Genomic DNA, 22809 nt, shown 5'->3' with positions numbered 1-22809 from the left:
CGGCTGCGGTGGTCGCCCCTGTGGGCGGGTGTGCTCATCACCGCTCTGCTGTGGCCGCTCATCATGCCGGGCCAGCTGGCCTTGCGCGACATGCTGGTCCTCGACTCCCCCGTCCTGTCCCCCGGCGCGCTGGGCACCGGTGACCTGCCGGCCCGCAATGCCCCGCAGGACGGGCTGCTGGCCCTGCTCGGCATCTTCCTGCCTGCCTCCTGGGTGGCGCGCCTGTTCATCGTGGGTGGGGCGGTCGCCGGGGCGGTCGGCGCGGTGTGGCTGGCCCGCCACCAGGGGGCCGGGCGGGTGGGCATGCTCGCCGCGGTGACGCTGGTGCTGTGGAATCCCTTCGTGGTGGAACGTCTCCTGCAGGGCCACTGGTCGCTGGTCATCGGCGGCTGGTTGCTGCCGCTGATCGCCGCCGCCGGTCTCAGCGGCCACGCCCCGATGGGTTGGCTGGCCATGTGGGCGGCCTCGTTGACACCCACCGGCGCTCTGTTCGCCCTGTTCACAGGCTTTGCGACGGCCCGGGGCCGCCGCCTGCCCACCCTGCTGCTCGGTCTGTTGTGCTGCCTGCCGTGGCTGCTCCCGGGCCTGCTGGGCGGCGGGGGCACCGCCAGTGCTGCATCCGCCGCGGCCTTCGCCCCGCGTGCGGAGGCCCATGTGGGCACCCTTGGTGCCCTGCTGGGACTCGGCGGTATCTGGAATGCGGAGGCTGTGCCCGCCTCCCGGGAACTGGGTTTCGCACTGGCCGGGGTGGCCCTCTTCGCGGTGCTGCTGTTCTCCGCCCGGCGGGTGCCCGCCCCCCTGCTGTGGCTGGCGGGCATCGGCCTGGGCGGGGCAGTGCTCCTCTGGCTGCTCCCCGGGCTCTCCGGTTGGCTGGTCGCCACCCTGCCCGGGGCGGGTCTGCTGCGGGACGCGAGCAAACTGACCGTCCTGGCGCTGCCGGCCTATGTGGCCGCGGCGGCGTCGGCACGCACGTGGGCGGCGGGGCTGGTGCTGGCCCTGGCGCTGCTCCAGGTCCCCGACGCACCTGCGGCACTCGCGCCACTGCGCCCCCAGCCGGTGGCGGTCGACCAGGCGCTGGTGGAACACGCCGCGGGCCGCGACGTCCTGCTTGTCGACGAACCCGTGCTGGTCCGCCGCGCCGACGGCACCCCGATGCTCAACCCCCTGGTCAAGGCCCTGTCCGCGGTGGAGTCCGGGGCGCTGAGCGTCGACGGCGTACTCGTCGACGCCCCCTCCACCCGCTGGGCCGCCGCCACCGCCGCGTGGGCGGACCGTGACCGTGACCGGCTCGCGGAACTCGGCGTCGGGGTGGTCGTCGCCGACGGCCGGGTCGTGGAGACCGCCGCCGGTCCGCAGCCGCGCTGGCCCGGTCTGGTGCTGCTGGCGGGCTGGCTGCTCATCCCCGCCGGGGTGGGGCTGCACCTTCTGCGACGGCGGTGAGCAGCTCTTCAAAACGCGCGCCGGTCTGTTCCCAGGAGAAACCCTCCGCCCGCTGCCGGGCCGCCTGCCCGAGGCGGCGGGTGAGGGGGGCGTCGGCAATCAGGCGGGCCGTGAGCTGCGTCAGCTGCGCGGGGCTCTCCGCCAGCAGACCGGTGCGGCCGTCAATGATCGAATCCCGCAGACCACCGGCCGTACGGTAGCCGATGGTGGGCACCCCATGTTGGGCGGCCTCCATCACCGCCAACCCCCAACCCTCCTTCCGGGAGGGCATGAGGTGCACCGTCGCCCGGTCCAGCAGGGCGTGTTTATAGTCCTCCGTGACCTGGCCGTGGAAACGCACCCGACCGGTGATCCCGATTTTCTGCGCATAGTCCCGCAGTTCCTCCTCCCACCAGCCGGAGCCGATGACATCGAGGACCACCTCCCCGGGCAGCTGCGCCACGGTGTCCATGGCATGCTCGATCTGCTTGTGCGGCACCAGCCGGGACAACGTGACCAGGTGGGTGGCACCGTTGTCCTCCAACCGCGGGATGTGCTCGGGCACCGGGTCCACCCCGTTGTGGATGATGGTGATGTCGCTCTCCCGCACGCCCAGCTCCAGCAGATCCGCGCGCGAGGACTCCGAGACAGTCACGTACTGCGCACCCCGGTACACCCGTGGCGCGACCTGCGACTCCAGGAACCAGCCCAGCTTCGCCATCGCCCAGCCGGCCACCGGCCACTGCTCCTTGTGCCGGTGGTGGGTCAGCAGCACCGTCGGCACCCCGGCCACCGGGCGGGCGAAGAAGGGGACGCCGTTCTGGGTGTCCACCACCACGTCGAGACCACCCAGCGTGCCGATCCCCAACCGACCCAGCACGATCCCCAGCAGCGCCTTCGGGTACACCGTGTACTTGCCGCCACTGCGGGAGAACCGCACCCCGTTGCGGTGGGAACGCCGCGGCGCATCCGTGTGCCCGGCCGTCCGGTAGACCACCTCATGGCCGTGGGCCGCGAGATACTCCCCCACCCGTTCCAGGTAGCGTTCCGAGCCGCCACCCTGCGGATGGGTCGAATCGCGCCAGCACAGCAGGAGGATCTTCATGGTCCAGCTGATTCTACCTGTGCAACGATGGAGTCCGTGACGCCCCGAACCCGACGCCTGGCCACGCTGCGCCGCTCCTGGTCCCTGCTGCGCGCCATCCGCCACGAACAGACCCGGCCCGAGCTCTTCTACCGGCCCTTGGCCGAGGACACCGCATCGCTTCTCGACGCCCTCCGCACCGACCTCCTCGGCCGTGACCTGGCTGGGGCGTCCGTCCTCGACGTCGGCGGTGGGCCCGGCTACTTCGCCGAGGCTTTCGCGGGGCTGGGTGCCTGGTATGTGCCAGTGGAACCCGATGTCGGGGAGATGGCCGCCGCCGGCATCACCGTGCCCGGTTCCGTGCGCGGCGACGGCATGGCCCTGCCCTTCCGGGACGGCTCCTTCGACGTGGTCTACTCCTCCAACGTGGCCGAACACGTGCCGCAGCCCTGGGCCATGGCCGGGGAGATGCTGCGCGTGACCCGCCCCGGCGGCCTGATGGTCCTCAGCTACACCGTCTGGCTCGGGCCCTTCGGCGGCCACGAGACCGGTATCTGGGAGCACTACATCGGCGGCGACTTCGCCCGCCACCGTTATGAGTCCCGGCACGGGCACCCGCCCAAGAACGTCTTCGGCGAGTCACTGTTCAACGTCTCCTGTACCGAGGGCCTACGCTGGGCCGCTGCGGTGCCGGGGGCGGAGCTGACGGCGGCCTTCCCCCGCTACCACCCGGCCTGGGCGTGGTGGCTGGTGCGCGTGCCGGTGCTGCGGGAGTTCCTGGTCTCCAACCTGGTCGTGGTGCTGCGGAAGGACTGAGCGGGCCGATGCCGGCGGGATACCGTCCCCGCGGGACCGGTACCGCTGACCGGACTCCATCCGCAGCGCGAGCTCGTTCGCGTCTGGTGCTGCCGGGAACCCTGCGATCACGCATCCGCGAAGACAAACCTGCGATCAACCCACAAAATGGCCTGGAACCCCGCGGGGAGTCCGAAGACCAGGGCCCTCGCGGGTTTGTGACCGCGGGTTCTGTGAACCCGCCCCATCCACCCCAAGAGAAATCCCGCCCCCGGGGACCGTGGTCCACCTGGGGGCGGGAAATCCTGCTTCAGCTCAGCGAGCCGGGCACCTTAGGCCTTGGCGGCCTCGATGCGCTCCTTGAGCTTGCCCAGCTGTTCGTGGACCTCGCTCGGGACGCGCGGGCCGAGGAATGCCAGGTACTCCTCGTCGGACGCGACGTCGCGGGCCCAGTCCTCGGCGGGTGCGGACAGTGCCTCCTGGATGTCCTCCAGCGGGGTGTCCAGACCGGTCAGGTCCAGGTCCTCCGGGCGGGCGGTGTTGCCCACGACGGTGGCCTCGGCGTCGACGCGGCCCTCGATGCGGTCGATGATCCACTTGAGGACACGGGAGTTCTCGCCGAAGCCCGGCCACAGGAAGCGGCCGTCCTCGCCGCGGCGGAACCAGTTGACAAGGAAGATGGACGGCATGCGGTCGCCGCCCTTGTTGCCCATGTCGATCCAGTGCTGCAGGTAGTCACCGGCGTTGTAGCCCATGAACGGCAGCATGGCCATCGGGTCGTGGCGCAGGGAGCCGACCTTGGCCTCGGCGGAGGCTGCGGTCTGGCCGGAGGCCAGGGTCGCACCGACGAAGGTGCCGTGCTCCCAGTCGAAGGACTGGGTGACCAGCGGGACGGTGTCGGCGCGGCGGCCGCCGAAGAGGATGGCGTCGATCTTGACGCCCTCCGGGTCATTGAACTCCGGTGCGGCGACCGGGCACTGCTCGATGGCGACGCAGTAGCGGGAGTTCGGGTGCGCGGCGTTGGTGCCGGACTCCGGGGTCCAGTCGTTGCCCAGCCAGTCGATGAGGTGGGCCGGCTTCTCGCCGTCCATGCCCTCCCACCAGATGTCACCGTCGTCGGTCAGGGCGACGTTGGTGAACAGGGTGTTGCCCGGCTCCATGGTGCGCATGGCGATCGGGTTGGAGGCGTAGTTGGTGCCCGGTGCGACACCGAAGAAGCCGTTCTCCGGGTTGACGGCGTAGAGGCCGTCCTCGCGCAGCTTGAGCCATGCGATGTCGTCGCCGACGACCTCGGCGGTCCAGCCTTCGATGGTCGGGGTGATCATCGCGAGGTTGGTCTTGCCGCAGGCGGACGGGAAGGCGGCGGCGATGTGGTAGCTCTTGCCCTCCGGGGAGTTCAGCTTGAGGATGAGCATGTGCTCAGCCATCCAGCCCTCCTCCTTGGCCATGACGGAGGCGATGCGCAGGGCGTAGCACTTCTTGGCCAGGATGGCGTTGCCGCCGTAGCCGGAGCCGTAGGACCAGATCTCCTTGGTGTCGGGGAACTGGGTGATGTACTTGGTGTCGTTGCACGGCCACGGCACGTCCTCCTGGCCGGGCTCGAGCGGAGCACCGACGGAGTGGAGGGCGCGGACGAATTCACCGTCGGTGCCGATCTTGGCCAGGGCCTCGGAACCCATGCGGGTCATGATGCCCATGGACAGGACGACGTAGGCGGAGTCGGTCAGCTGGACACCCAGCTTCGGGTCCGGGTCGGTGATCGGGCCCATGCAGAAGGGAACGACGTACATGGTGCGGCCGCGCATGGAGCCGCGGAAGACCTCGGTCATCTCGGTCTTCATCTCGGTGGGGTCGACCCAGTTGTTGGTCGGGCCGGCGTCCTCCTCGTTCTCGGAGCAGATGAAGGTGCGGGACTCGACACGGGCGACGTCGTCCGGGTTGGAACGTGCGAGGAAGCTGTTGGGGCGCTTCTCCTCGTTGAGCTTGATCAGGGTGCCGGCCTCGACGAGCTCCGAGGTGAGGCGGTCCCACTCCTCCTGAGAGCCATCGACGAAGACGACCGTCTCAGGCTCGAACAACTCAACTGCCTCCGCAATCCAGGTGAGGAGCTTCTCGTTGTCGGTCGGGGCGGGGCCCACCAGGCCCTTGATGGCAGTGGTCATTTGTTCTCCATTTACAGGTCACTCGGTAGAGATCTCTTTACAGGGTATCTATTTGTAGTGGTTTCGGAAGAGTGGCGCTGGGATTCAGGGAGTGGGATAGGTCATAACCTGCCGGTTTATCCCCGTTCAATCCGGTGTCACCCGGCATTACTCCGGGACTCCCCGGACGAGGCGCTCCCCCTTTCGGGGGTGGCCTCCGGGGCTAAACCCCACCCCGGGGCTTCCTCAATAGCAGATTTCCCGGGGATATCCGACGCCAACCCCCAGGCCGCAGCATGGGGGTCAGCGGTATAGACCTCGTAGCCTCCGTCGTGGTGGACGGAGGAGATGTGGTCGACGACCCCGTCACCGTCGAGGTCGGCGTAGACGGTCATTCCGGTGCCATCACTGAGGGTGACGCAGTCCCCCTCCGCGCCGGCGAGTTCGAACTGTTCGTCACCCAGGCGCAGGTGCAGCGTGGCGCCCTCATCAGCTCCGGTGAGATCATCGAGCCCGTGCAGGCTCAGCCAGATGTCAGTCAAGTCAGCTCCTTGGCCAGTGTGCGCCGCAGCCAGACGGCCGGCGCGTGTTCCGGTGTGCGGCGGAGACGGGCGGCCTCCTCCGCCGCCCACCGCGACTGTGCTTCACGACGACCCCGCCACCAGCGCAGCCCTCCCGCAGCCAGCGCCGCGAGCGTTCCCGCGGTGGCACCGGTGACCGGGCCCGCCGCCCAGACCGCACGGCCGGCGGCCAGCCCCACCACGAACGCGATGAGCAGGGCCTGGCCGAGCTGCTCCCGCAGCCGGGGCGGCGGGGCGGGTGGCAGCCCCTGCTCGTGGGCGAGCTGCGCCAGCTCCCCCACCGCGCGGCGGGTGACCAGGTCGGTGAGGTGGGCGTCGAGAAGCAGGCGGCGCCGGCGCTCCAGCTGCTCGGCGGCGCGCAGCCACGTGCCGGGCCGCACGTCGGGCAACGGGCCGGCGGGGAGGGTGAGGGCATGGCGGACCGCCTCGACCGGTGGACGGCCGGGCGGGACAAGCGTGCCGGGGATGCCGGCGGGCAGCGGCGCTGTCGAGACCAGGCGGCCGGCCCGGCGCGCGGCATCGGCCAGGGTCGGGTGGTCGGCGGTGGTCCAGCCGCCCGGAGGTGCGACGGCGAGCACCGCATCCACGTGAGCGTCATCGGCGATGTCGATGCCGGGCAGCTCCACCCGGGTGTCCGGGTCCGGGCTGATGACGGCCACCCGTGGGGTCCGGGTGATGGTCGGGGCAGGCCCGGCGAGCGCCAGCAGCTCGTCCGCAAGCTGGGGGTGGCGGGCCGCCAGTGCGCGGATTTCACCGTGGAGGAGACGGGAGCGGACCGTCGGAAGCAACCCGGCGGGAAACGGCGGCTCCACCGGTAGCTGCCTGACCACGATGACCTCCTGCGGGCCGAGGGCGATCCGGGAGCGGGCGGCTGCCGGCAGCGGGTCCGGGTGGACGAGCACCACGATGTCGGCGCCGGGGCTCGTCACCGGCCACGTCACCGCCACCTCTCTGACCTGCCAGAATGCCGGCAGCGGCACGGGTGCGTGCAGGGTGCAGGCACCGACCCGGGGCGGCCCGGTCAGCTCCAGCAGCACCCGCCGCAGGCCGATGCCCGCCGGGCAGCCGAAATCCCGCGCGTGTGCCCAGTCGGCCGCGCGGATGAAGATCTCCGGCGTGCGCATTCTCCCGCCCCCTCCCCCGGGTCGCTTCCGCGCCCATCCTCACCCACGCCCTCCCGGGCCGCAACCGGGGAGCAACCGGGGCGGAGAAAATTGAAGTTTGACCACGGTAGGGGAAGAATAAGAGCGATGTCTATCACTGATTTTCCCGATAATGAACGGCCCCTGGGCGATCTGCCCGCCGGCCGCCCCCCGCAGACCGATTTCGGCGACGACGGCCGCGACTACCCCCGCCTCGGTGCGGTGAGCTTCCGCCGCGGCACGCTGACCGACAACCAGGAGAAGCTCTGGGAGGAGAACTGGCCGCGTCTGGGCCGTGTCCTCAGCGATGAGCGCATCGACGTCGACGAATGGTTCGGCCGCACCGGTGCGCCCACCATCCTGGAGATCGGTTCCGGCACGGGCACCTCCACCGCGGCGATGGCCCCGCTGGAGGCGGACACCAACGTCATCGCCGTCGAGCTGTACAAGCCCGGCCTGGCGAAGCTGCTGGGTTCCGTGGTCCGCGGCGGCATCGGCAACATCCGCATGGTGCGTGGCGACGGCGTCGAGGTGCTGGCCCGCATGATCGCCCCAGGTTCCCTCGACGGCGTCCGGATCTTCTTCCCGGACCCCTGGCCGAAGGCGCGGCACCATAAGCGCCGCATCATCCAGACCGGTACGCTGCACCTGATCGCCACCCGGCTGAAGCCTGGCGGCGTGCTGCACGTGGCCACCGACCACGCCGATTATGCGGAGTGGATCACCGAGCTCGTCGACTCCGAGCCGCTGCTCGGGTACCAGGGCTGGCCGTGGGCGGAGTGCCCGCAGCTGGTGGACCGGCAGGTCATCACCAAATTCGAGGGCAAGGGTCTGGACAAGGACCACACCATCACTGAATTTCTCTGGCAGCGCACGGACGCGCCCGCCTGATTTTCCCTTATTTTGCGAAAAGAGCATCCACCGTGAGCGATCTTCACGAATCCACCCACCACTACGGCAGCCGGGAGAATTCCGGCCCGGACAACCTCCTGCTGGTCTGGGACGCCCCGAACCTGGACATGGGCCTCGGCGCCATCCTCGGCGGCCGTCCCACCGCGGCCTACCGCCCGCGTTTCGACGCCATCGGCCGCTGGCTGCTGGCGCGTGCCGGCAAGCTCTCCCATGACACGGGCGGCCATGTCGAGGCGGAGGCCACCGTCTTCACCAACGTCACCCCGGGTGGCGCGGACGTCGTCCGCCCCTGGGTGGAGGCGCTGCGCAACGTCGGTTTCGCCGTCTTCGCCAAGCCGAAGACGGACGAGGACTCCGATGTCGACCCGGACATGCTCGCCCACATCCGCCGTCGCCACGCGGAGGGGGTGCTCAAGGGCCTGGTCGTCGCCTCGGCGGACGGGCAGAACTTCAAGGAGACCATCGACGAGCTCATCGCGGAGGGGCTGCCGGTCACGGTCCTCGGTTTCCATGAGCACGCTTCCTGGGCGGTCGGCTCCGACACGATCGACTTCGTCGATCTGGAGGAGATCACCGGGGTCTTCCGGGAACCGCTGCCGCGCATCAGCCTGGACCAGCTGCCCGATGAAGGCGCCTGGCTGCAGCCTTTCCGTCCGCTGTCGGCCCTGCTGGCCGGCCGCAATCACTGACCGAGAGGGGAAGCCCGATGTTCGAGAAGTGGGGACATTTCTCCTATCGCCACCGCCGCCTGGTGCCCCTGATCGTCATCGCCGCGATCGTGGTGCTCTACGCCGTCTTCGGGCTGCGTCTCGACGACCGCATGAGCCAGGAGGGCTGGGACGATCCGGGCTCCAGCTCCACCGCGGCCGCCGCCATCGAGCTGGAGACCTTCGGCCGTGACAACAGCGGTGACGTCATCCTCCTGTTCGAGGCGGCCGAGGGCCGCTCGATCAACGATCCGGTGACCTTCGGTGCCATCGCCTCCCACCTGGAGGATCTCAAGACCGGGCATCCGGAGGAGATCGCCCATGTCACCAGCTACTTCGACACCCGTAACGCCCAGCTGATCAACGAGGACGGCACCGTCGCCTTCGCCGCCATCGGGTTGCGCGGGGACGGGGAGCAGACCCTGCGGGACTTCCGCGCCATCGAGGACTCCCTCGTGGCGGAGGACCTGCCCGACGGGGTGGAGACCAGGGTGGCCGGTGCCACGGCCGTCGCCGATTCCCTCGACGACGGCATGGCCGGCGACATCGTCCGCGCCGAGGTCGTCGCTCTGCCCCTGGTGGGGCTGCTCCTGCTGGTGGTCTTCGGTTCCGTCGTCGCGGCGTTCATGCCGCTGATCGTCGGTGTCCTGTCCATCGCCGGTTCCCTGGGCATCCTGTCCATCCTGGCGGGGACCGTCCAGGTCAACGTCTTCGCCCAGTCGGTGGTCACCCTGCTCGGTCTGGGCCTGGCCATCGACTACGGCCTGTTCATGGTCTCCCGGTTCCGGGAGGAGCTGGACAAGGGGGCCGGTGTACCCGAGGCGGTGGGCACGACCACCGCCACCGCCGGCAAGACGGTGGTCTTCTCCGCGGCGATGGTCGCGGTGGCCCTGTCCGGTCTGCTGGTATTCCCGCAGGCCTTCCTCAAGTCCGTGGCCTACGGTGCGATCTCCGCGGTGGGCCTGGCGGCGCTGCTGTCGGTGACGGTCCTGCCGGCCCTGTTCGGCATGCTGGGCCACAACATCGACAAGTGGACCCTCCGCCGCACGAAGCGCACCGCCCGCCGCCTGGAGGACACCCTGTGGTTCCGCATCCCCTCCTGGGCGATGCGCAACGCCAAGGTGGTCACCGTCGTCGTCGCCGGGCTGCTCATCCTGCTCACCCTGCCGCTGGCGGGGGTGAAGTTCGGCGGCATCAACGAGACCTATCTCCCGCCCTCCCACGAGACGCGGGTGGCCCAGGACGAGTTCAACGAGACCTTCCCCGCCTTCCGCACCGAACCGGTCAAACTCGTGGTCACGAATGCCACGGAGCAGCAGCTGGTGGACATCTACGTCCAGGCCCGGGACATCGGGGGCCTGACGGCCCCGTTCACCCCGGACCACGGCACGGTCGACGGGACGACGGTGCTCTCCGCGGGCATCCAGGACCGGGACCTCAACAGCCAGGTCATCGATCAGCTGCGCGCCCTCGAGGCGCCCGAGGGGGTCGGTCTGTACATCGGCGGCACCCCGGCCATGGAGATCGAGTCCATCGAGGCCCTGCTGGACAAGCTGCCGTGGATGGCCATCTATGTCGTGGTGGCCACGTTCATCCTCATGGCCCTGGTCTTCGGTTCGCTCATCCTCCCGGCGAAGGCCGTGATCATGACGGTCCTGGGGCTGGGCGCGACCCTGGGCATCCTCACCGCCATGTTCGTCGGTGGCCTGGGGGCGGAGCTGTTCAACTTCACGCCGGGTCCGCTGATGTCACCGGTGCTGGTGCTCATCGTGGCCATCGTCTACGGCCTGTCCACGGACTACGAGGTCTTCCTCGTCTCCCGGATGGTGGAGGCCCGCGACCGCGGGGAATCCACCGACGACGCGATCCGCTACGGCACCGCCCAGACGGGCTCGATCATCACGGCGGCCGCGCTGATCATGATCGTCGTGGCCGGCGCCTTCGGCTTCTCCGAGATCGTCATGATGAAGTACATCGCCTTCGGCATGATCTTCGCCCTGGCCATCGACGCCACCATCATCCGCATGATGCTCGTGCCCGCCGTGATGCACCTGCTGCGCGAGGACAACTGGTGGGCCCCGGCCTTCATCAAACGCGCCTACGCCCGCCTCGGCCACGGTGAGGCACCCGCCCCCGCGGCCGTCGGGAAGCAGGAGCTGCTGCTTGACGACGCCGTCGTCGTCGACGAGGAGGAGGCCGCCCGAGGTGGCCGCACCACCGCCGACGATGAGGAGCTCATCCCCTTCAGCGAGCTGATGGCCCGCATCTCATCCGACCGGAACGGTCCCCGCAAGCTGGGCCGCTGACGTGCTGCGCCGGATCACCGCCAACCGGTGGGTGCGGTGGCTGGGCCCGTTCGTGGTACTGGTCATCCTCGTGGTGGCCTTCCGCGACCAGCTGCCCTTCCTCGGCGACGGCATCCGCCGCCTGCGCGATGCGGAACCTGCCGGGGTGGTCGTGGCAGTCATCACGACCTTCCTCTCCCTCGCGGCGATGGCCGAGGTCATGCGCCTGCTCCTCGGGGCGGGCGGTACCCGTGTCCCGCTGTCCGCCGCCACCGGCCTGACCCTGGCCTCCAACTCGTGGTCCACCTCCCTGCCCGGCGGGCCCGCTTTCTCCGCCGTGCTGACCTACCAGGTGCAGCGCAGCTGGGGCGCCAGCCGCCTGCTGTGCGGCTGGTTCCTGGTGCTCAGCTCCGCGGTGTCCACGATGTGGCTGGTCCTGATCGGCGTCTCCGGTGTGTTCTTCCTCGGCGCCCAGGTCAGCGTGTGGTCCCTGCTGGCCACCCTGGCGGCCATGACCGTCCTGTCCTGGGCCGTGTACTGGGCCGCCAACCACCCCGACCACCTGGAACGCTGGACCCGTGCCCTCCTGCCCGTGTTCAACCGGCTGCTGCGCCGGGCCCCTGACACCGGTCTCGAGGCCGTGGTCACCCAGCTCCACCAGTTCGACACGGTCCACCTCAGCCGGGGCCGCTTCGCTGCCGTCGCCGGCTGGTCGCTGCTCAACCGGCTTTTCGACGTCCTCGCCCTCTACGCCTGTGTCTGGGCCATCACCGGCACCGCCCCCGGCCTGGAGGCCACCCCCGACCGCACCACCGTCATGGGCGTCCTGCTCGCCTACACCACCGCCAAACTCGCCGGCACCGCGCAGGTGACCCCGGGTGGGCTGGGCACCGTGGAGGCGGTCATCATCGCCACCCTGGTCACCGCCGGCATGACCGCCGTTGACGCCACCGGCGTGGCCCTGGTCTACCGGCTGATCTCCTTCGCCCTGGCCACCATCATCGGCTGGGTGGTCTACTTCCTCTACTTCGCCGGACGCAGCGTCCGGAGCGCTGCGGAACCGGCGATAGAGTTGGGTCATGAGCAGAATCTCCGCACTGACCGCTGACGTGGTGGCCATCGCCGCCTTCGCCCTGTTTGCCCGCATCGCGCACCAGACCGACGACATGCCCCTGAACTTCGGTGGCTGGTTGTCCACCCTCTGGCCCTTTCTGCTGGGCGTGGCACTGTCCTGGGTGGTCATCACCGCAGCGAAATGGGACGGGGCCCGCCTGGTGCCCGCGGGGGTGTCCGCGTGGCTCATCACCGTCGTGGTGGGCCTGGGTATCTGGACCGTGCGCAACGGGGAGTTCCCCCACTGGTCCTTCATCCTGGTGGCCACCATCATGTCCGCGCTGTTCATGCTCGGCTGGCGGGCGATCGCCGGGATCGTGGGGCGTCGCCGCCGGGTCTGAGGGGCGGATGCGTCTCATCGAGACCAGTCGCATTCGGCCCCCGGGGCACTCACTCCTCTCGGGATGGTGATCTCGAACCCGCTGAATCGACGACGTCCCGGCCCCCGCATGGAGCGGGAGCCGGGACGTCGTGCAGCCGGAGGCTAACCCTGAGAGCTCAGGGTGTGGGTCAGCTGGTTGCTGATCATGATGATCAGACCGATGATGTCACCGAAAAGGTCCACGGCGGTGCTCAGCATGAGGATGCTCCTTAAGTGGTTGACGAGCAGTTACATTGGGTACATCGTGCCATAGTAATCATTCCGTTACATAGCCGGGGGAAACAATTTCTCCGGTTACAGCGGCATGATCGTGTGCTTCTTGGGAAGGTCCTGCTCGTCCTTCGTCGCCAGCTGGCGCAGGGCCCGGCGCAGGGTCAGACGCGTCTCCCGCGGCTGGATCATCGCGTCCAGGTAGCCGCGCTCGGCCGCCACATAGGGGCTGGTCATGTTCTCGTCGTAGAAGTCCATGAAGATCTTCTTCAGGTAATCCCGCTGCTCAGGGGGTGCGGCAGCCAGCTGCTTGCCCTGGATCATGACCACGGCGGCGGCGGAACCCATGACGGCGATCTGCGCGGTCGGCCACGCCAGGTTGATGTCACCGCTGAGGTTCTTCGAACCCATGACGGCGTAGGCACCGCCGTAGGCCTTGCGGACGATGAGGGTGACCTTGGGCACTGTCGCCTCCACCAGGGCGAAGGCGAGCTTGGCACCGCGGTGGATCAGTCCCGCCTTCTCCTGCTCCACGCCCGGCAGGTATCCCGGGGTGTCCACGACAAAGACCAGGGGGATGTTGTAGGCGTCGCAGGTGCGGATGAAGCGGGCACCCTTGTCGGCGGCATCGGCGTCGATGCAGCCGGCCAGATGCATGGGGTTGTTGGCGATGAAGCCGACGGCGCGGCCGTCGATACGCCCGAAGGCGGTGATGAGGTTCGGCCCGTAGTTGGCCTGGATCTCCACGAGGTTCTCGTCATCGCCCAGCTGGACCAGCAGGTCCATCATGTCGTAACCGGCGTTGGAGTCGTCCGGCATGAACAGGTCGAGGGCCGGGTCGTCGGCGACGGCCTCGTCCAGCGGTGCCCGGAATACCGGGGCCGGATCGTGGCAGGTCAGGGGCAGGTGGTCGAGCAGGTCCCGGACCGCGTCGAAGGCCTCATCCTCGGAATCGACGACCATGGAGATGTTGCCGTTGAGTTCCTGCTGGCGGGCGCCGCCGAGCTCCGCGGAGGTGACGTCCTCGCCGGTGACCTCGCGGATGACGTTGGGGCCGGTGACGTACATCTCGGACTCGCCGTCGACGGCGATGACGAAGTCGGTGGTCACCGGGGCGTAGACGGCACCGCCGGCGGAGCGGCCGAGCATGACGGAGATCTGCGGGCTGCGGCCCGACAGGGGCAGCTGGCGGCGGGAGATCTCCGAGTACATGGCCAGGGAGGTCACGGCGTCCTGGATGCGGGCGCCACCGGAATCCTGGATGCCGATGACCGGGCAACCGATCTTGATGGCCATCTCCATGACCTCGACGACCTTGCGGCCGAAGGTCTCGCCGACAGAACCGCCGTAGACGGTCTTGTCGTGGGCGTAGATAGCGACCGGACGGCCGTCGACACGTCCGTAGCCGGTGACCACGCCGTCGGAGTAGACGGCGTCATCCACACCCGGTGTCTTCGCCAGGGCACCGATCTCGACGAAGGAGCCTTCGTCGAGAAGCGAGGCGATGCGCTGGCGCGGGGTGGACCGGCCCTCGTCATCACGCTTCCTACGTGCACGCTCGCTGCCGGGGTCGCGTGCCTGGTCGAGGCGGGAGCGCAGGTCCGCCAGTTTGGCTGCGGTTGACGTTTCAGTCACAGATCACTCCAGTTCCTCGATACGCCGGGCCATGTGCGCACCCACGACGCCGATGGCCGGTTCGTCGGGTACCGCGAGGTGATCGCCCTTGAGCTGGACGATATCAAGTTCATCGACGATGGCCGACCAGCCGCCGTCCGGGTCAATGTGGGCGTAGCGCGGCTCCAGCTCGATGGCACCGTCGTGCATCCGCTCGGAACGGAACAGCAGGACCGGCACCTTCACCTCCGCCCAGCGGCTGAAGTCGAGCTTGTCCAGGATGCGGTTGTCCACGAAGCTGGCGCGCTGATGCTCCAGCACGCCGGCGGCCAGACCGTGTTCGGAGGCGTCGGTGGTGGCCAGGAACTGCTCCAGCATGGTGAGCATGGCCTCCTCGCCGGCGGTCTCCAGCAGCTCGAAGGGCACCGGGAAGTCGAGGCCGTAGGTCCGGCCGGCGAATTCGCTGTAGCGCTCCCAGCGGGCCTTCGTCTCCTCCATGGTGTCCGGGATCGGCTCGGAGGGCTGGGTGGTGTCCAGGAGCGCGATGTAGGCGACCTCGACGTCGGTGTCCTTGAGCTGGCTGGCGACCTCGTAGGCCAGGGCACCGCCGAAGGACCAGCCGCCGAGGACCACCGGGCGGCCGTCGGAGTACTGGCGGATCTCGTCGATGTAGGCGGCGGCCCGCTCCTCGAGGGTGCCCTCGAGGCGTTCCACACCGTAGACGGGGATGTCCTCCGGCAGGCGACGGGCCAGTGGCTGGTAGACCACGGAGGAGCCGCCGGCGGGGTGGAACATGAACACGCTGGGCTTCGCGGAGTCCCCGGGGCGGGCCCGCAGGACGCGGATGTTGCCCTCGACCTCGGTCTCCAGTGCGTCACGCACGATGTTGGCCAGCGGTTCCAGCGTCTCCGCCCCCGTGACCTGCTCAGGGGTGATCTCCAGGCCGGCGCGGTCGGTGAGCCGCTCGGCGATCTGCTTCGCGACGCCCGCGTCGACCGCCGGCAGCGTGGTGGTCACCCCCGCCGGTGCCTTGCCGGTGATGGTGGCCCAGGTGCCGAACACCATGCGCTCGGCGGCGTCGCGGGGGGCGACACCCACGCCCTGCGGCGCCTCGTCCTGCACGGGCTCTTCCCGGACATCCTGCTCGGCCTCCTCGACATCGTCGGCGGACATGACCGGCTCGATGAGCGGGGTGGCGGTGTTCGTCTTCGCGGCGACGGCCTCCTCAACGATGCGGACGACATCGGCCACGGAGGCGTCCCGCAGCGCCTGGACCTGCAGCGGCGGGATCTGGAAGTCGTTCTCCACGCGGTTCTTGATGCGCATGCCCATGAGCGAGTCCAGACCCAGGTCGATGAGCGGGAGCTCACCGGGCAGGTCGTCGACGTCGTAGCCCATGGACTCCGAGACGATGGCGCGCAGGCGGGCCTCGACGGTCTCCCCCGAGGAGGGGTCCCAGCGGATCTCCTCGATGTCGAGTTCCTCCTCGACCACCGCGGGGCTCGCTGCGGCCTGCGGGGTCTGCACACCCGGTACGGCGGCCGGGGTGTTGAGCTTCAGCGCGGTGGCGAAGCCCTCCGCCAGCAGGGTCGTGGTGCCGGCGGCGGGGTCGGTGACACCGTGGACCGTCAGGCTCACGCCGCCCACACCGCGGTTGGCCATGGTGGTGATCTCACCGGTGACCGGGAGCATGGCGTACTCCTCCGCCGCGACGAGCTGCGCTCCCGGCTGAACCGCCTCGGCGGCACGTTCGAGCAGCGCGAGGGCGGAGGGGACCTGGTCGGCGTCGGTGCTGAAGGCCACCACACCACCGGGCAGGGTCACGCGCTGGCCCGGCAGCTCCGCGGGGCGGTGGCTGGCCGGGCGGGCGTTGGTCCAGTAGCGCTGGTGCTTCCACGTGATGTGCGGGGCGGGCAGCAGCGGGCCGGGCCCGTAGACCAGGGAGAAGTCGACCGGGGCACCGGCCGCGTAGAGCTTGGCCAGCAGGTCGCGCAGCGCCTCGACCTCGCCGACCTTGCGCTTGAGGGCGAAGAGCAGCTGGGCGTCGGGTTTGCCCACGCTGAAGGCGGTGTTCATCATGCCCATGATCCCGACCGGGTTCGGGGCGATCTCGACCAGGGTGGTGTGACCGTGGGCGAAGGCGGCCTCGGTGGCGTCCTGGAAGTGGACGGACTGGCGCGTCATGCGCAGCCAGTAGTCGGTGTCGTGGATGGTCTGACCCGGCTGGTGCAGCTCGCCCGGGTCGACGGAGCTGAACAGCGGGGTGTGCAGGGGCTGCGGGCTGATGCCGGCGGTCTCGAAGCCGAGCTCGCCGAGCAACGGCTCCACGGCGCTGGTGTGGCCGGCGCCCTTGACGTTGAGCAGGCGGGCGAACTTGCCCTCGCCCTCGAGCTTCTCGACGAGCGCGGTCACCTGCTCCCGTGGTCCGCCCACGGTGGTCATGCCCGGGCCGGCGTAGACGGCCGGTTCGATGTTGCCGAAGGCCTCCTCGTCGTTGAGCTCCCGGAGTGCCTCGGTGGACAGTTCCACCACTGCCATCGCACCGAGCTGGTCCTCGGGCAGGGACTTCTCCCCCTCACCCATGAGGCGGGCCCGGTGACAGGCGATCTGCATGGCGTCCCCGGCGTTGAGGCCACCGGCGGCGTAGGCCGCGGCGATCTCGCCCATGGACATGCCCATGACGGCCGCGGGCTTCGCACCGAAGGCGGCAAGCAGGTCGGTCAGCGCGATCTGGATGGCGGTGATGGCGACCTGCGCGGTCTCCGTGTCATAGGTCTGCTCATCATCGGCGACGATCTCCAGGACCGACCAGCCGGACTCGAACTGCACCCGCTCGTCGAGTTCCTCCATGCGGGTACGGAACAGCGGGGAGGCGGCGAGCAGCTCCTTGGCCATCTTGCGGTGCTGGGAACCGAAACCGGAGTACACGAACACCGGTCCCACAGCGGCGGGGGAATCAGCGGCGGTGATGCCCACCGAGACCTTGCCCTCGGCGACCTGGCGCAGGCGCTTCACGGCCTCCTCCACCGTCTCCGCGTTGACGACGGCGCGGGAACGACCGTGGTTGCGGCCGGCCAGGGAACGGGCCACCGGCACCAGATCGGTGTCGGGGCGGCCCTCCAGGAAATCGGCGAGGTCCGCGGCGGCCTGTCGGCGGCGCGAGGGCAGCAGGCCGGAGACCGGCAGCAGCACCGCATTCGGGTGCCCCGGGTCGGTCAGCTGGGACTCCAGCGGAGCAAGGTCAGCGGTCTCCGCCTCGTAATCGGCCGGGTCGAAGGAGCTGACCACGACGTGGGCGTTGGTGCCGCCGAAGCCGAAACCGGAGACGCCGGCGACCTTGCGCCGGGAGTACTCGGGCCACTCGCGGGGGTCCTCGACGACCTCGAGGCGCTCGGCATCGAAGTCGATGTAGCGGTTGGGGGCCTCGAAGTGCAGGCTCGGCGGGATCACACCGTGCTGGATGGACTGGACGACCTTGATCAGGCCGGCAGCTCCCGCGGCGGACTCGGAGTGGCCGATGTTGGACTTCACCGAACCCAGCAGGGTCGGCTGCTTCAGGTCGCGGCCCTCACCGAGGACCGCGCCGAGGGCGGTGGCCTCGATGGGGTCACCGAGGATGGTGCCGGTGCCGTGGGCCTCGATGTAGTCCACCTGGGTGGGGTCGATGCCGGCGTCGTCGTAGGCGCGGGACAGCACCTCGATCTGGGCGTCGGGGTTGGGCGCGGTCAGGCCGTTGGAGTGGCCGTCGGAGTTGATGGCCGAGCCCTTGACCACGGCGAGGATGTCATCGCCGTCGGCAAGCGCATCCTTGACCCGCTTGAGGATGAGCACGCCGGCGCCGTCGGAACGGATGAAACCGTCGGCGTCGTCGGAGAAGGCGTGGATGTGGCCGGTCGGGCTGAGCACCCCGAGCTCGCCGAAAGCGGTGGTGACGAACGGGGAGGCCAGGATGTTCACGCCACCGGCCACCGCGACATCGGCGTCGCCGTCGCGCAGCGCACGCACCGCCTGGTGGACGGCCACCAGCGAGGAGGAGCACGCCGTGTCCACGCTGACGGACGGGCCGCGGAAGTCGAAGGCGTAGGAGATGCGGTTGGGGATGATCGAGCTGGAGGTGCCCGTCAGAGCGTAGGGGTGCGCCTCGGCCGGATCGGCGGTGATGAGCATGCCGTAGTCGTTGTTCGAGGAACCGAGGAAGACACCCACCGAGGTGCCGCGCAGGGTGTTCGGCGCGAGGTGGGCGTCCTCGAGAGCCTCCCACGTGACCTCGAGCATGATGCGCTGCTGCGGGTCCATGTTGGCCGCCTCAAGCGGGGACAGTCCGAAGAACTCGGCGTCGAAGCTGGAGAGGTCCTCCAGGTAGCCACCGGTCAGGGACTGCTCCGCCATCTTGGCGGCCATGACCTCCTCACCGGCGTATTCCGACCAGCGGCCGATCGGCAGCTCACCGGTGCCGTCGCGGCCCTCGACGAGCATGGACCAGTACTCGTCCAGGTTGCCGGCACCCGGGAAACGTCCCCCCATGCCGACGATGGCGATGTCGTGGGTGCCCGGGGTGCGGTCAGTGCCGCCGGTGTGGCGGATGCGCGGGCGGGTACGTTCGCGGGCGGCGGGCTCGCCGTCGACGAGCCGCTGCGCCAGAGCCTGGATCGTGGGGTACTCGTAGGTGATGGTGGCGTCCAGCTGGACACCGAGGAGGTTCTCCAGCTCGCCGGACAGGATGACCGCGTCACGGGAGGAAAGACCGAAGTTCTCCATCGGCTTGGTGTCGGTGACGTCCTCCGGGTTCAACCCGGTGACCTGCACCACCCAGTCGCGGAGCCACCCGCGGAGCTGTTCGACGGTCATCGTCGCGGGGCCAGGGCTCTCACTCATGTACGCGGTATTCCTTTTCCATCTTCGGTCCAGCACAGTTTTGTTCGTACGGGACGTTATCGGCTGTGCGGACCCCTTCGTTACTTATTCCTGTTCGTCCCCGGCGGGGATCAGGCCTCGGACAGGTAGCTCTTCTGGATCACCCGGCGGGCGATCTTGCCTGCCGAGGAACGCTGGATCTCGTTCGGACCGACGAACCGGATGTCGGCCGGGGTGACACCGTGGGCGGTGGTGACCGCTGCCCGGATGGCCTCGATGGCGGCCTCGTCGCCCGAGGCATCGGCCTTGTCATCGCGCTCGATGACCAGCACCAGCTGCTCGGTGGACTCGGCGGCATCCTCGTCGGTGACGGAGAACGCGGCGACGGAGTCCGGGCGGACGTGGTCGGAGGCGTTCATCACGGTGAACTCGATGTCCTGCGGGTAGTGGTTACGGCCCGCGATGACGATGAGGTCCTTGAGGCGGCCGGTGATGTAGGTTTCACCGTTGACGATGGTGCCCAGGTCACCGGTGGCGAGCCAGCCCTCGTCGGTGGCGTCCGCGACACGGGACTCCGGCAGACGCTCGCCGAGGGTGTTGCGGAAGGTCTCCGCGGTCTCCTCCTCGCGGCCGAGGTAACCGGCGGCGAGGTTGTCGCCCTTGACCCACAGCTCACCGATCTGGCCGTCAGCCAGCTCGGCCTTCGTCTCCGGGTCGACGATGGTCAGGGCCTGCGGGCGGACAACCTGGCCGTTGGAGGCGAAGGCCACGGCCAGCTCGGAGTCCTTCTCCACGAACTCGACGACACCCTCGGAGAGCTTGTCGCGGTCGAAGTAGGAGATCAGCGGGCGCTCCGGGGTCTGCGGGGTGGTCACCAGCAGGGAGGCCTCGGCCAGTCCGTAGGAGGGGCGCAGCACGTTGGTGGACAGCTGGTACTCACCGAAGGCCTCGATGAAGGCGGTGACGGCCTTCTCCGTGATCGGCTCGGAACCGATGATGATGCCGTCGATGGCGGACAGGTCGAGGGTCTCGCCGTCCTTCGGCTTCCCGTAACGGGCGGCCAGCTCGAGGGCGAAGTTCGGGATGACGGTGTAGACGGACACACCCTCATCGGTGTCGCGGCGGTGGAGCTGCTCGACCCAGCGCTTCGGCTGCTGGATGAAGTCACGCGGGGCCATGATCTCGTTGGGCAGGCCCAGGATGGTGACGAAGAGGGAGAGGATGATGCCCATGTCGTGGTGCAGCGGCAGCCAGGTCACCAGACGCAGCGGCATGCGCAGGCGGGCGGCGGTGAAGATCTGCAGCACGTTGGTGAGGATGGAGCGGTTGGTCAGCTGCACGCCGGCCGGGGTGCGGGTGGAACCGGAGGTGTACTGCAGGAAGGCGGGCTGGTCGACCGGCATGGTGGTCGCCGAGGCCATGAGCTGCTGACCCTGCAGGGTCATCATCGGGTTCATGTAGGAGGATGCCAGGGTGTCCGGCAGGGAGTCCACCGCGAGGATGCGGGGGCGCTCACGGGAGGGCAGCTCGGCGAAGTGCTCGCGCACGGCCGTCGCGGAGGTGGAGTTGGTGAGCACGAAGGCGGGCTCGCAATCGGCGAAGACGGCCTTGAGGTGGTCCGCATGGCCCGGCTCGGAGGGATCGTAGAGCGGGACCGGGGTCATGCCCGCGTAGAGCGCACCGATGAAACCGAAGAGGTACTCCGGCGAGTTGTTCGCCAGGATGGCCACGCGGTCACCGATCTTGCCCACCTGCTGCAGACGGGCCGCCACAGCCTTGATGCGGGTGTTGATCTCGGTGCGGGTGAAGTCGACCGGGGTACCTTCCCGGGATTCGGAGAAGTCCCAGAAGCGCAGACAGTGACGTTCTCCCCCGCCGAGCTGCAGATCACCCTGGTACATCAGCTCGGCCAGGCCGGCCAGGGTCAGCTGCGGAGCAAGGACGATCTCGCCCTTGTCGTTGAAGAACTGGCTCATCGCCGCTTGAAGGTCCATGCTTCTCCTTGTGGTGCTCCCGCGGGCGGGATGTTTTATAAGTCTTTCGTGTCAACCTAACAGAGCAGGCATACGTCCTGTTAGTCCTCTGTCGAGACGTTTTCGTTACATAACGAGAGTACCCTCCGGTACCCCCGGTCACTGGGCGATCAGTTCACTGGCCCATTCCACAACCCACGCATTGGCGGTGGTCCCCGGGATCACATCGGGATTGCTGGCGTAGAGGGCGTGCACGCCGTTGGCGGCGACCAACGCCTGGGCCCGCTCGATGGCATTGCCCACGTTGCGGGGTGCATCGCAGATGCTGTCGTCGGGGGCGCAGATGTCGAAGGTGCGGTCCTGGAGCTCCCCGAAGCCGCCGACGCGGGGACCACGCATGGTCGCACCGGGGACGACCGGCTGAACGAGCAGGTTGAGTGGCTGGAGAGCAACCTCTGCGCCGACTCCGTCGACCCAGGTGCCGGGGTTCTGGCCCACACCAGGTTCCCGGCGGCCGTCCGCGATCAGGACGGTACCCCTGATGCGCTCGGCCGGGATCACGCCGCCGCCCTGTCCGATCTGGCTGGCCAGGTCACCCAGGATGACCGCCCCCTGCGAGAATCCGGCGAGAATGAAATCCGTGTAGGGGCACTGGTCGTGCATCGTCACCAGTTCGGTCTCGAGGACCTGCTGCCCCTCCTGCCGGGACTCGTCGTAGGTCATCTCCTGCTGGGAGTTGATGGAGCGGAACTGCGCGGTGTACGGCAGGGTCCACACCTTCACGTCATCCGGGCTGAATCGCTCCTGCAGGGGGCGGGTGATCGACAGCATGAAGCTATACTCGTTCGCGGTCGGGTTGAACGGGTCATCACCGGCCGCCGATTCCCAGGTACCCGGTGCGGCGATCACCTCGACGTCCGGACACCAGTCCGGCTGGAGCAGTTCCGTCGGCTGCGGCACCCCCGGCGGCAACGGGACGTCATCGCCGGAGCGCAGGAAACGGAACGTGCCGACGCCGATGAGGAGTACGAGGATCAACACGGCCAGGATGGTCAGCAGCTTACGCATGTCTCAGATCTTATATCTCTAGCAGTAGGCGTTTTTCGCCGTGGACTCGATCAGCGCCGTGACTTCCCCGACGGGCAGGTCGGTACGGCCCTGCTCAACGAGCTGGCCTGCCACGGCCGGAGGGGTGGCCTCCGTGAGGACGTTCCCGCCACCCCCGCAGACGGTCGAGGCGGTGCCGATGAGCTGGTCCTCGACCCCCTCGACGTCGATACCCTCGTCGGTGAGGTCACCGAGGAAGGTGACGTCCTCCGGGGAACGAGGTGTCTGCTGCTCGGGGATCTCATCGATCTCCCGGGCACCCTGATCCTGCGGCTGCGGTTCGGCAGGCCGGCCGGCCGGCGGCCGGCGCCCGGGCTCCCCGGTCTCCGGGGACTCCTCGGACACGTCGTTCTTCGGGGCGCGCTCGAGCGGCGCCACGGAGGTGGCCGTCGTGGGGTCGTTCTCCACGGTGGCCCCGCCGCAGGCGGTGAGGGTGAACGCGCCGGTCAGCACGGCGATGATCAACCCGGTCCTGGCCGGAGTAGGCATG

At 69.0% G+C, this 22809-nt stretch carries 16 protein-coding genes; 7 read left to right on the top strand and 9 right to left on the bottom strand.

Going from position 1 to position 22809, the window contains the following annotated elements; all coding sequences use genetic code 11:
* Positions 1-3: 3 nt before the first annotated feature.
* Positions 4-1440, top strand: a complete 1437-nt coding sequence (locus NYP18_RS12870; RefSeq protein ID WP_500784497.1) for an MmpA family trehalose lipid delivery protein — start codon at positions 4-6, stop codon at positions 1438-1440.
* Here the strand turns inward: NYP18_RS12870 and NYP18_RS12865 are convergent.
* A complete protein-coding gene (locus NYP18_RS12865) occupies positions 1397-2524 on the bottom strand; it encodes a glycosyltransferase family 4 protein (protein WP_259428611.1) in 1128 nt (375 codons plus the stop codon). The two genes, NYP18_RS12870 and NYP18_RS12865, sit on opposite strands and share 44 nt — an antisense overlap.
* A gap of 36 nt (positions 2525-2560) precedes the next feature.
* Here NYP18_RS12865 and NYP18_RS12860 point away from each other — a divergent pair, with 36 nt between their 5' ends.
* A complete protein-coding gene (locus tag NYP18_RS12860) occupies positions 2561-3319 on the top strand; it encodes a class I SAM-dependent methyltransferase (protein WP_259428610.1) in 759 nt (252 codons plus the stop codon).
* Between the two features lie 311 nt (positions 3320-3630).
* Here the strand turns inward: NYP18_RS12860 and NYP18_RS12855 are convergent, their stop codons facing one another.
* From NYP18_RS12855 to NYP18_RS12845, 3 genes are all read right to left on the bottom strand, one after another.
* Positions 3631-5460, bottom strand: coding sequence for a phosphoenolpyruvate carboxykinase (GTP) (locus tag NYP18_RS12855; protein WP_259428609.1), 1830 nt, complete (start codon positions 5458-5460; stop codon positions 3631-3633).
* 137 nt (positions 5461-5597) lie between these two features.
* A complete protein-coding gene (locus tag NYP18_RS12850; protein ID WP_259428608.1) occupies positions 5598-5981 on the bottom strand; it encodes a DUF6802 family protein in 384 nt (127 codons plus the stop codon).
* Entirely contained in the window at positions 5978-7144 is a 1167-nt protein-coding gene (locus NYP18_RS12845) for a hypothetical protein (protein WP_259428607.1), read from the bottom strand. The genes NYP18_RS12850 and NYP18_RS12845 overlap by 4 nt, the downstream gene beginning before the upstream one ends.
* 126 nt (positions 7145-7270) lie before the next feature.
* Between NYP18_RS12845 and trmB the strand changes: the two genes are divergently transcribed.
* The 5 genes from trmB to NYP18_RS12820 are packed head-to-tail and all read left to right on the top strand — an operon-like array spanning position 7271 to position 12520.
* Positions 7271-8053 carry a tRNA (guanosine(46)-N7)-methyltransferase TrmB gene (trmB, locus tag NYP18_RS12840; protein WP_259428606.1) on the top strand — a complete coding sequence of 261 codons (783 nt, stop codon included), beginning with the start codon at positions 7271-7273 and terminating at the stop codon, positions 8051-8053.
* A gap of 32 nt (positions 8054-8085) precedes the next feature.
* The gene (locus NYP18_RS12835; protein WP_126119973.1) at positions 8086-8763 is read left to right on the top strand and encodes an NYN domain-containing protein; all 678 of its coding nucleotides are present in this window, start codon (positions 8086-8088) and stop codon (positions 8761-8763) included.
* 17 nt (positions 8764-8780) lie between these two features.
* Complete coding sequence (locus NYP18_RS12830) at positions 8781-11087, top strand: MMPL family transporter (RefSeq protein ID WP_259428605.1); 2307 nt, start codon at positions 8781-8783, stop codon at positions 11085-11087.
* Between the two features lies 1 nt (position 11088).
* Positions 11089-12174 carry a lysylphosphatidylglycerol synthase transmembrane domain-containing protein gene (locus tag NYP18_RS12825; RefSeq protein WP_259428604.1) on the top strand — a complete coding sequence of 362 codons (1086 nt, stop codon included), beginning with the start codon at positions 11089-11091 and terminating at the stop codon, positions 12172-12174.
* A complete protein-coding gene (locus tag NYP18_RS12820) occupies positions 12146-12520 on the top strand; it encodes a DUF3054 domain-containing protein (RefSeq protein WP_259428603.1) in 375 nt (124 codons plus the stop codon). The genes NYP18_RS12825 and NYP18_RS12820 overlap by 29 nt, the downstream gene beginning before the upstream one ends.
* Before the next feature lie 335 nt (positions 12521-12855).
* Here the strand turns inward: NYP18_RS12820 and NYP18_RS12815 are convergent, their stop codons facing one another.
* The 5 genes from NYP18_RS12815 to NYP18_RS12795 form a co-directional block, all read right to left on the bottom strand.
* Positions 12856-14406, bottom strand: coding sequence for an acyl-CoA carboxylase subunit beta (locus NYP18_RS12815; RefSeq protein WP_259428602.1), 1551 nt, complete (start codon positions 14404-14406; stop codon positions 12856-12858).
* Between the two features lie 3 nt (positions 14407-14409).
* Positions 14410-19233, bottom strand: a complete 4824-nt coding sequence (gene pks13, locus NYP18_RS12810) for a polyketide synthase Pks13 (RefSeq protein WP_439648101.1) — start codon at positions 19231-19233, stop codon at positions 14410-14412.
* A gap of 137 nt (positions 19234-19370) precedes the next feature.
* Positions 19371-21233, bottom strand: coding sequence for a FadD32-like long-chain-fatty-acid--AMP ligase (locus NYP18_RS12805; RefSeq protein WP_259428600.1), 1863 nt, complete (start codon positions 21231-21233; stop codon positions 19371-19373).
* A 138-nt stretch (positions 21234-21371) separates the two neighbouring features.
* Positions 21372-22280 carry a cutinase family protein gene (locus NYP18_RS12800; protein ID WP_259428599.1) on the bottom strand — a complete coding sequence of 303 codons (909 nt, stop codon included), beginning with the start codon at positions 22278-22280 and terminating at the stop codon, positions 21372-21374.
* An 18-nt stretch (positions 22281-22298) separates the two neighbouring features.
* Entirely contained in the window at positions 22299-22808 is a 510-nt protein-coding gene (locus NYP18_RS12795; protein ID WP_259428598.1) for a DUF732 domain-containing protein, read from the bottom strand.
* Position 22809 lies beyond the last annotated feature (1 nt).

It is taken from the genome of Corynebacterium lemuris (assembly GCF_024919295.1).
Classification (GTDB): domain Bacteria; phylum Actinomycetota; class Actinomycetes; order Mycobacteriales; family Mycobacteriaceae; genus Corynebacterium; species Corynebacterium lemuris.
Note: the sequence above shows the minus strand (reverse complement) of the source record. Positions and strands in the feature narration are given on the sequence as shown.